The sequence below is a fragment of the Streptococcus sp. 27098_8_51 genome (genome assembly GCF_041432205.1).
Classification (GTDB): Bacteria; Bacillota; Bacilli; order Lactobacillales; family Streptococcaceae; genus Streptococcus.
Window position 1 is genome coordinate 1 of the sequence record NZ_JAPVZE010000022.1, and the last position, 9,235, is coordinate 9,235.

The window sequence follows — 9,235 nt, forward strand, 5'->3', positions numbered from 1 at the left end:
GTAGACGAAATCAATGCTGCAGGTGGAATTGATGGGAAACAAATCGAAGTTGTAGACAAAGACAACAAGTCAGAAACTGCTGAAGCAGCTTCTGTTACAACAAACCTTGTTACCCAATCAAAAGTAGCAGCTATTGTAGGACCTGCGACATCTGGTGCAACTGCTGCAGCTGTAGCTAACGCTACTAAAGCTGGAGTGCCATTGATTTCACCAAGTGCTACTCAAGACGGTTTGACTAAAGGTCAAGATTACCTATTTATTGGAACATTCCAAGATAGCTTCCAAGGGAAGATTATTTCTAATTATGTAACAAACAAATTGAATGCTAAGAAGGTTGTTCTTTATACTGACAACGCTAGTGACTATGCAAAAGGTATTGCTAAATCATTCCGCGAAGCCTACAAGGGTGAGATTGTAGCAGATGAAACGTTTGTAGCAGGTGATACTGACTTCCAAGCAGCCCTTACTAAAATGAAAGACAAAGAGTTTGACGCTATCGTAGTTCCAGGTTACTACACAGAAGCTGGTAAAATTGTAAACCAAGCTCGTGGTATGGGAATTGATAAACCAATCATTGGTGGTGATGGATTTAACGGTGAAGAATTTGTTCAACAAGCAACTGCTGAAAGAGCATCAAACATTTACTTCATCTCTGGATTCTCAACTACTGTTGATGTTTCTGCAAAAGCTAAAGCTTTCCTTGAAGCATACCGTGCTAAATACAACGAAGAGCCTTCAACATTCTCAGCTTTGGCCTATGACTCAGTTTACTTAGTAGCAAATGCTGCAAAAGGTGCTAAAAACTCAGGTGAGATCAAGGACAACCTTGCTAAAACCAAAGATTTTGATGGTGTCACTGGTCAAACAAGCTTTGATGCTGACCACAATACAGTGAAAACTGCTTACATGATGACCATGAACAATGGTAAAGTTGAAGAAGCAGAAGTTGTAAAACCATAACATTAGAATAGTAATTGAAATGGGGAATGAGCCTTTGACTCACTCCCTGTTTCGGTGTTTATGAACTTGTGAAAATAATGAAATTTTCTAAAAAATAACGATAGAAAAGAGTGAATGCTATGCTCCAACAACTTGTGAATGGTCTAATTCTGGGTAGTGTTTATGCACTTTTGGCTCTGGGTTATACCATGGTTTATGGAATTATCAAACTCATCAACTTCGCCCATGGCGATATATACATGATGGGTGCCTTTATTGGTTACTTTTTGATTAATTCTTTCCAAATGGATTTCTTTTTAGCTTTAATTATTTCAATGGCAGGGACCGCATTGCTTGGTGTTGTGATTGAGTTTCTTGCCTACCGTCCTTTACGACACTCTACACGTATTGCTGTATTGATTACTGCCATCGGAGTGTCTTTCCTACTGGAATACGGAATGGTTTATTTAGTAGGTGCTAATACTCGTGCCTTCCCTCAAGCAATTGAAACAGTCCGCTTTGACTTGGGACCAATTAGCTTGACAAACGTTCAATTGATGATTTTAGCAGTTTCTGTACTCTTGATGGTTTTATTGCAATTGATCGTCCAAAAAACAAAAATGGGGAAAGCCATGCGTGCGGTATCAGTTGATAGTGACGCAGCTCAATTGATGGGAATTAATGTAAATCGTACAATCAGTTTTACCTTTGCTTTGGGTTCAGCCCTTGCTGGTGCAGCAGGTGTCCTCATTGCCCTTTACTACAACTCTCTTGAACCTTTGATGGGTGTGACTCCAGGTCTGAAATCATTCGTTGCGGCCGTACTCGGTGGTATCGGGATTATTCCTGGTGCAGCTCTAGGGGGATTTGTAATTGGCTTGTTGGAAACATTTGCTACTGCCTTCGGTATGTCTGATTTCCGTGATGCTATCGTATATGGAATCTTGCTTTTGATTCTGATTGTTCGACCTGCAGGTATCCTTGGTAAGAATGTGAAAGAGAAGGTGTAAACAATGAAGACAAATCTTAAAGTAAATACTCTCTGGTTATTCCTTCTGTTAGCGGGTTATGGATTGATTACTGTACTGGTTTCTGCTGGTGTTCTCAATCTATTCCATGTCCAAATTTTAGAACAAATTGGGATTAATATCATCCTTGCAGTAGGTTTGAACTTAATCGTTGGTTTTTCAGGACAATTCTCACTTGGTCATGCAGGTTTTATGGCGATTGGGGCTTATGCAGCAGCGATTATTGGTTCAAAATCACCAACCTATGGTGCCTTCTTTGGAGCAATGGTCTTGGGTGCCTTGATTTCTGGTGCAGTCGCTTTGCTCGTTGGGATTCCAACGCTTCGTTTAAAGGGTGACTACCTGGCTGTTGCGACACTAGGTGTTTCAGAAATCATTCGTATCTTTATCATTAATGGTGGCAGTTTGACCAACGGTGCTGCTGGTATCTTGGGTATTCCAAACTTTACCAACTGGCAAATGGTTTATCTTTTTGTAGTGATTACAACTATTGCAACTCTCAATTTCTTACGTAGTCCAATTGGACGCTCTACTCTATCTGTTCGTGAGGATGAGATTGCTGCAGAGTCTGTTGGGGTAAACACCACAAAGATCAAGATTATCGCTTTTGTCTTTGGAGCCATTACAGCAAGTATTGCTGGTTCACTTCAGGCTGGTTTTATCGGATCTGTTGTCCCAAAAGATTACACCTTTATTAATTCCATCAACGTGTTGATTATCGTTGTATTTGGTGGACTTGGATCCATTACTGGTACCATCGTTTCAGCGATTGTTTTAGGAATTTTAAATATGCTCCTTCAGGATGTAGCAAGCGTACGTATGATTATCTACGCTTTGGCTCTTGTATTGGTCATGATTTTCAGACCAGGTGGACTTCTTGGGACATGGGAATTAAGTCTATCACGTTTCTTTAAAAAATCGAAGAAGGAGGGACAAAACTAATGGCACTACTTGAAGTTAAACAGTTAACCAAACATTTTGGCGGTCTAACAGCTGTTGGAGATGTCACTCTTGAATTGAATGAGGGAGAATTGGTTGGTCTGATTGGACCAAACGGGGCTGGTAAAACGACCCTTTTCAATCTCTTGACCGGTGTTTATGAACCAAGCGAAGGTACTGTGACACTAGATGGTCACCTCCTAAATGGGAAAACTCCCTATAAGATTGCTTCACTTGGTCTCAGTCGTACTTTCCAAAATATTCGTTTGTTCAAGGACTTGACAGTTTTGGAAAATGTTTTGATTGCATTTAGCAATCATCATAAACAACATGTCCTTGCGAGCTTTCTACGTCTACCAGCTTTTTATAAGAATGAGGAAGAATTAAAAAGCAAAGCTCTGGACTTGTTGAAGATCTTTGATTTGGATGGTGACGCAGATACTCTTGCGAAGAATCTGGCCTATGGTCAACAACGTCGATTAGAAATCGTTCGTGCTCTGGCAACCGAACCCAAGATTCTCTTTTTGGACGAACCTGCAGCTGGTATGAATCCACAAGAAACAGCTGAATTGACAGAATTGATCCGTCGTATCAAAGATGAATTTAAAATTACCATCATGCTGATTGAACATGACATGAATTTGGTTATGGAAGTCACTGAGCGTATCTATGTTCTTGAATATGGTCGTTTGATTGCTCATGGGACTCCGGATGAGATCAAGAACAACAAACGCGTTATCGAAGCTTATCTAGGAGGTGAAGCCTGATGTCTATGTTAAAAGTTGAAAACCTCTCTGTGCATTACGGTATGATCCAAGCAGTTCGTGATGTAAGTTTCGAGGTTAATGAAGGTGAAGTTGTTTCCCTTATCGGTGCCAATGGTGCCGGTAAAACAACCATTCTTCGTACCCTTTCAGGTTTGGTTCGTCCAAGTGCTGGTAAAATTGAGTTTTTGGGAAAAGAAATTCAAAAGTTGCCTGCACAAAAAATCGTGGCAGGTGGCCTTTCACAAGTCCCTGAGGGACGCCATGTTTTCCCAGGTTTGACTGTTATGGAAAACTTAGAAATGGGAGCCTTTTTAAAGAAAAATCGTGAAGAAAATCAAGCTAACTTGAAAAAAGTTTTCTCACGCTTCCCACGTCTTGAAGAGCGTAAAAACCAAGATGCGGCAACTCTTTCAGGTGGTGAACAGCAGATGCTGGCTATGGGACGCGCTCTCATGTCTACACCTAAGCTCCTTCTCTTGGATGAGCCGTCAATGGGACTTGCCCCGATCTTTATCCAAGAAATTTTCGATATCATTCAAGATATTCAGAAGCAAGGAACAACGGTTCTCCTAATTGAACAGAACGCTAACAAGGCCCTTGCTATCTCTGACCGAGGTTATGTACTTGAAACAGGCAAGATCGTCCTATCAGGAACAGGAAAAGAACTCGCAGCATCAGATGAAGTCAGAAAAGCATATCTAGGTGGCTAAAAAGGTCCCGGGGACCTTTTTAGTCGGTAGATAAGGATTGCGCAAGCAATCTCTCTATAGTCCGGGGGACCTTTTTAGTCGGAGGATAAGGATTGCATAAGCAATTCTCCTCTAGTCTGAGAGACTAGTTTAGGTTGTGGATGGAGATTGCGCACGTAATCCCTCTATAGTCTGGGTGACCTTTTTAGTCGGCGGATAAGGATTGCAATCAAGCGAAACCTAATACGACTACTTATCAAAAATATAAAATATTTCAGGGCTCCAGAATAAGGAGCTCTTTTATTTATATGTTTTTTGAGGAAAGGGAAGAAGGTCTTAATTTTTACTCATTGTTTCCCTATTTGAATTGACAGTCATTTTTGTTCATATTATAATATGAGTAAGAAAAAATTGAACAGGAGGACTAAGAATGCTAACAGAAAAACAATTTAAACTTTTGCGTTTTATGTTGATACATAAAGAAAAGACATTTACTCAGCGACAGTTAGCTGAAGAGTTAGACCTATCTTTAGGAACAATCAACACATTATTGAAAAAACTGAAAGAAGAGAAGTGGCTTGATGAGGAGCTTCACTTAACAGAACTAGGTCAGAAAGTTTTAGAACCCTATCGAGTAAAAAATGCCATTATAATGGCTGCTGGCATGAGTAGTCGTTTTGCTCCTTTGTCTTATGAGATTCCTAAAGGATTACTTCAAGTCAAGGGGGAACGCTTGATAGAGAGGGAAATCAGACAACTGCAAGAAGCGGGAATAGAAGATATAACCGTTATTGTAGGCTATCTTCAAGAAAAAATGTTCTATCTTGCAGAGAAGTTTGGTGTAAAAATTGTAGTGAATAATGATTACTTCAAATACAATAACTGTTCGTCTCTTATGTTGGTTAAAGATCAACTTTCCAACACGTATATTTGTTCATCGGATAATTATTTTGTGGAAAATCCTTTTGAGCAATATATTTATAGAGGTTACTACTCGACGATATTCGCAGAAGGTCAAACGGACGAATATTGTGTTATAGAGGATTCGAATCACACCATCATTGATATCCAGATTGGTGGAGAAAATACTTGGGCCATGGTGGGGCACGTTTATTTCGACCGTGCATTCAGCGAGAAATTCAAGGAAGTTTTAGAAACCGAGTTTAAACACGAACCTTATCGGGAACAGCTTTGGGAGGATTACTATGGTCGCCATGTCAAAGAACTCCTTTTAGAAGCGCGCCACTATTCAGCGGATATTGTTAAAGAATTTGATTCACTAGATGAACTACGTCAATTTGATGAACGTTATTTGGTAAATGCAGATTCGGCCATTATTGATAATATCTGTAAGACATTAAAGTGTGTGGCTTCAGATATTGTCAATATCAAACCACTAAAAGATGGATTAACCAACACATCATTTTCATTTGACTGTCTAGGGAAAAGATATGTTTACCGTCATCCGGGTAGGGGAACAGAAAATTATATCGACCGAGCTAGTGAAGCAGCTTCTATGGAAATTGCTGCAAAATTAAAGATTGACCGTACCTTTGTAGCTATGAACAAAGATGAGGGCTGGAAAATTTCAGAATTTATTCCTAATGCTAAGCAACTGGATTATGATAATTGGGATGATGTGGCACAAGCAATGGACCTCTTGAGACGGTTACACCAATCTGGAGAAAAAACGGGACATTCCTTTGACCAATTTGAAGGGATTGATGATTTTAGAGAAAAATTGAAGGCTAGAAATCGATTTGAGTTTGATGGTCTCGAGGAATTGGATAAAACTGTCTCAATTCTCAAAAATTATTTACAGAATGATCCGAAACAGGTTGTCCTTTGTCATGGAGATTCCTATAGTCCTAATTTTTTGTTAAATGAAGCAGGCGAAATGAGCTTGATTGACTGGGAATATTCTGGAATGGGAGAGCCAGCAGGAGATTTGGGCACCTTTATCGCGTGTTCCAATTATACCGTGGAGGATGCTGAAAAAGTACTAGAATTGTATCTACAAGGAGTTCCAGATAAGAAAACCAAACGTCACTACTTAGCTTATGTAGCAGTGACCTCATATTATTGGTTCTTGTGGGCTTTGTTCCAGGAGAGTGTTGGAAAACCAGTCGGTGAGTTCCTCTACATCTGGTATCGCTATACCAAACAATATGGACAACTGGCCCTTGACTTGTATTTGGAGGAAAACTAAGATGAAAACGACATCCGAAATTGAAGATTTAGTAGCAACTGAAACAAAGAGAAGATTGGAAGAAATGGAGTCGCCAAACTACGAGTTTGTTCAACCCTTCCTAAAAAGTGATTTCATTTTAATCATCTCCATAGTCCTAATCAACCTTGTTTTGATTATCTTAGCAATGACGGGAGGAATTCAATAACATGTCTAAAATGAATGACTATATCCAACAAGAAACCATAACCGGAATTGTTCCCATGACCAATAAGGATCGTCAGTATTCTTTCTGGGATCTCTTTCTATCGACAAGTGGTTTTGCCATTGCTACTTGGTGTTATACCCAAGGAGCCTATGTAGCTCAATATTTGACCTTTAATCAAATGTTGATAAATATTTTTAGCTTTAACATTATCTGGGTCTTTATTGAATGTCTTCCTATTTTGTTTGCGGTTAAGTATGGAATTGATTTGTGGATTTGGTTGAGAGCTGTTCTAGGAAAAAGAGGTGTAGCCCTGTTATCGACCATTATTAGCTTGGCTAACTTTGGATGGTATGCTGTTGCGGCCAATCTTTTTGCTAGTTCCATGATCCATTTGGCAAATAACTTTGGTCTTGGTTTGGACAAGGGAGTATGGGCGCCTATTCTTGGTACCCTCTGTGTACTGCTTGGGACTCTCATTGCTCTTGGAGGCCCAGAAGTGATTAAATGGACCAATCGCTTCTTGGTTATCGCCTTATTGATTGTTGGTCTCATTATCGTTGGAATCTGCTTTGTCGCCGTTCCTATAACGGATATTATGAATATCCAACCAGCCACTCAAGGAGATTTGACGCCATTAGAACGCTTCATGCTCTCTGGAGAAGGAAATGTTGCATTTGCCTTCTCTTGGTCTACACAAGCATTGGTCTTGCCGCGTTTGGCAAAATCAGAACGCAGTGGTTATTGGGCTACAGCCTTATCATACGGAGTTGTGGCTCCATTCTTCGTTGCGACAGGTGGAGTCATGGCTCTAGCCATGTTTGTCAAAACAGGTGTTTATGAAAGTGATCCAACAACCATGCTATCAACTCTAAGCACCCCAGCCTTTGCCCTCTTAAGTCTACTACTAGTAGCCTTTGCCAATATTGGAACCCAGGGGACAGGATCATACGTGAACTGTATGATTGTCAAAAGTGGGATGCCCAAAGTAAGCTATAAACTAATGGTTTGGATTGCCATGGTTTACGTGAGTCTACTCACTATCTGGGGAGGAGTAGAAGAGTATTTCGGATCCTTCATCTCCCTAGCCGCCTATATTCAGGGGCCAATTATTGGTATGATTGTTGTCGATTATTTTATCTTAAGAAAACGAAAACTCGACTTGCGTTCAGCCTATTTCCTTGAAGGGCATGACGCCTACGAATTTACTAAAGGATTTAACTTAGTTGGCTTGTCTTGCGTATTTATCTCCTTATTGGTAGCGGTACTTTTTGTCTACAACCCTGTAACTGCACAGATTCAAAGTCCAATCTTTTTAATCACAACTGGTAGCGGATTTACTGCACTATTTGGCGGTCTACTATATTGGCTAGCCAGTCTTAGCCCACTGAAACGTTATATGATAAAAGATCGAGACACTGTTACGATTTAAGAAGAGAGGGGACTATGGTTCCCTCTTAATTTATACTGGCATTTTATGCAAATTTCTCAGATTATTCAAAATCTTGAAAAAGAGATGAAAGCGTTTGATAGATTTTCTAAGAAAGTGTATAATAAAAGTAGCAATATAGAAGGAGAAGTCTCATGGCAGTTAAAGATTTCATGACCCGTAAGGTAGTTTATATCAGTCCAGATACGACTGTAGCACATGCAGCAGATTTGATGCGCGAGCAAGGTTTGCACCGTTTACCTGTTATCGAAAACGATCAATTAGTCGGATTGGTAACAGAAGGAACCATTGCGGAAGCCAGCCCATCTAAAGCAACCAGTCTCTCTATCTATGAGATGAATTATCTTCTGAATAAAACCAAAGTAAAAGATGTAATGATTCGAGATGTCGTGACGGTTTCTGGCTATGCTAGTCTAGAAGATGCGACCTACCTGATGCTGAAAAATAAAATTGGGATATTACCAGTCGTAGACAATCATCAGGTCTACGGCGTCATTACAGACCGCGATGTTTTTCAGGCTTTCTTGGAAATCGCTGGATACGGAGAAGAGGGGATTCGTGTTCGTTTCATTACAGAAAATGAAGTCGGAGTACTGGGGAAAATTGTAGCTCTAATTGTAGAGGAGGATTTAAATATTTCCCATACTGTCAACATTCCACGTAAGGATGGCAAGGTCGTCATCGAAGTTCAAATTGATGGAAAAATCGATTTGATTGCATTAAAGGAAAAGTTTGAAAAAGAAGGAATTCAAGTGGAGGAGATCACTCATACCTCTGCCAAAGTCCTTTAAACAAGAGGCTATAAAGCCTCTTTTCTTCTGCCATCAAAAGCGGTGAAAAGCAAAATATGGAAAGAAATGAGAGATTATGGTATAATAAAACGATATGAAAAGGAGTATCTATGGACATTTCAGAAATTCGTCAAAAAATTGACGCAAATCGTGAAAAATTAGCTTCTTTTAGGGGGTCTCTTTGACCTCGAAGGCTTAGAGGAAGAGATTGCCATCTTGGAAAACAAGATGACAGAACC

General features: G+C 39.9%; 9 protein-coding genes and 1 pseudogene. All 10 read left to right on the top strand.

The window, feature by feature from the left end; all coding sequences use genetic code 11:
- Window positions 1-960, top strand: a 960-nt coding sequence (locus tag O3622_RS09800; protein ID WP_371607405.1) for an ABC transporter substrate-binding protein, incomplete at its 5' end; no start/stop codon positions are given.
- A 119-nt stretch (window positions 961-1,079) separates the two neighbouring features.
- Window positions 1,080-1,949 carry a branched-chain amino acid ABC transporter permease gene (locus O3622_RS09805; protein WP_000941413.1) on the top strand — a complete coding sequence of 290 codons (870 nt, stop codon included), beginning with the start codon at window positions 1,080-1,082 and terminating at the stop codon, window positions 1,947-1,949.
- 3 nt (window positions 1,950-1,952) lie between these two features.
- On the top strand, window positions 1,953-2,909 hold the full coding sequence (locus O3622_RS09810; RefSeq protein ID WP_125398113.1) for a branched-chain amino acid ABC transporter permease: 957 nt from the start codon (window positions 1,953-1,955) through the stop codon (window positions 2,907-2,909).
- Entirely contained in the window at window positions 2,909-3,673 is a 765-nt protein-coding gene (locus O3622_RS09815) for an ABC transporter ATP-binding protein (RefSeq protein WP_001186014.1), read from the top strand. The genes O3622_RS09810 and O3622_RS09815 overlap by 1 nt, the downstream gene beginning before the upstream one ends.
- Window positions 3,673-4,383, top strand: coding sequence for an ABC transporter ATP-binding protein (locus O3622_RS09820; RefSeq protein ID WP_000062204.1), 711 nt, complete (start codon window positions 3,673-3,675; stop codon window positions 4,381-4,383). Before O3622_RS09815 ends, O3622_RS09820 begins: the two co-directional genes overlap by 1 nt.
- Window positions 4,384-4,792: 409 nt before the next feature.
- Entirely contained in the window at window positions 4,793-6,571 is a 1,779-nt protein-coding gene (locus O3622_RS09825; protein ID WP_000954674.1) for a phosphotransferase, read from the top strand.
- A 1-nt stretch (window position 6,572) separates the two neighbouring features.
- The gene (locus O3622_RS09830; RefSeq protein ID WP_000859100.1) at window positions 6,573-6,758 is read left to right on the top strand and encodes a hypothetical protein; all 186 of its coding nucleotides are present in this window, start codon (window positions 6,573-6,575) and stop codon (window positions 6,756-6,758) included.
- 1 nt (window position 6,759) lies between these two features.
- Window positions 6,760-8,187, top strand: a complete 1,428-nt coding sequence (locus O3622_RS09835; protein WP_000041471.1) for a cytosine permease — start codon at window positions 6,760-6,762, stop codon at window positions 8,185-8,187.
- A gap of 152 nt (window positions 8,188-8,339) precedes the next feature.
- Entirely contained in the window at window positions 8,340-8,996 is a 657-nt protein-coding gene (locus tag O3622_RS09840) for a CBS domain-containing protein (protein WP_000268642.1), read from the top strand.
- Between the two features lie 110 nt (window positions 8,997-9,106).
- Window positions 9,107-9,235 (top strand): annotated as a pseudogene (gene prfB / locus O3622_RS09845) (peptide chain release factor 2); the annotation flags it as partial.

Bases quoted from the DNA above. Each gene is read 5' to 3' on its own strand.
- O3622_RS09805 (WP_000941413.1), top strand. From the start codon at position 1,080: ATGCTCCAACAACTTGTGAATGGTCTAATTCTGGGTAGTGTTTATGCA.
- O3622_RS09810 (WP_125398113.1), top strand. From the start codon at position 1,953: ATGAAGACAAATCTTAAAGTAAATACTCTCTGGTTATTCCTTCTGTTA.
- O3622_RS09815 (WP_001186014.1), top strand. From the start codon at position 2,909: ATGGCACTACTTGAAGTTAAACAGTTAACCAAACATTTTGGCGGTCTA.
- O3622_RS09820 (WP_000062204.1), top strand. From the start codon at position 3,673: ATGTCTATGTTAAAAGTTGAAAACCTCTCTGTGCATTACGGTATGATC.
- O3622_RS09825 (WP_000954674.1), top strand. From the start codon at position 4,793: ATGCTAACAGAAAAACAATTTAAACTTTTGCGTTTTATGTTGATACAT.
- O3622_RS09830 (WP_000859100.1), top strand. From the start codon at position 6,573: ATGAAAACGACATCCGAAATTGAAGATTTAGTAGCAACTGAAACAAAG.
- O3622_RS09835 (WP_000041471.1), top strand. From the start codon at position 6,760: ATGTCTAAAATGAATGACTATATCCAACAAGAAACCATAACCGGAATT.
- O3622_RS09840 (WP_000268642.1), top strand. From the start codon at position 8,340: ATGGCAGTTAAAGATTTCATGACCCGTAAGGTAGTTTATATCAGTCCA.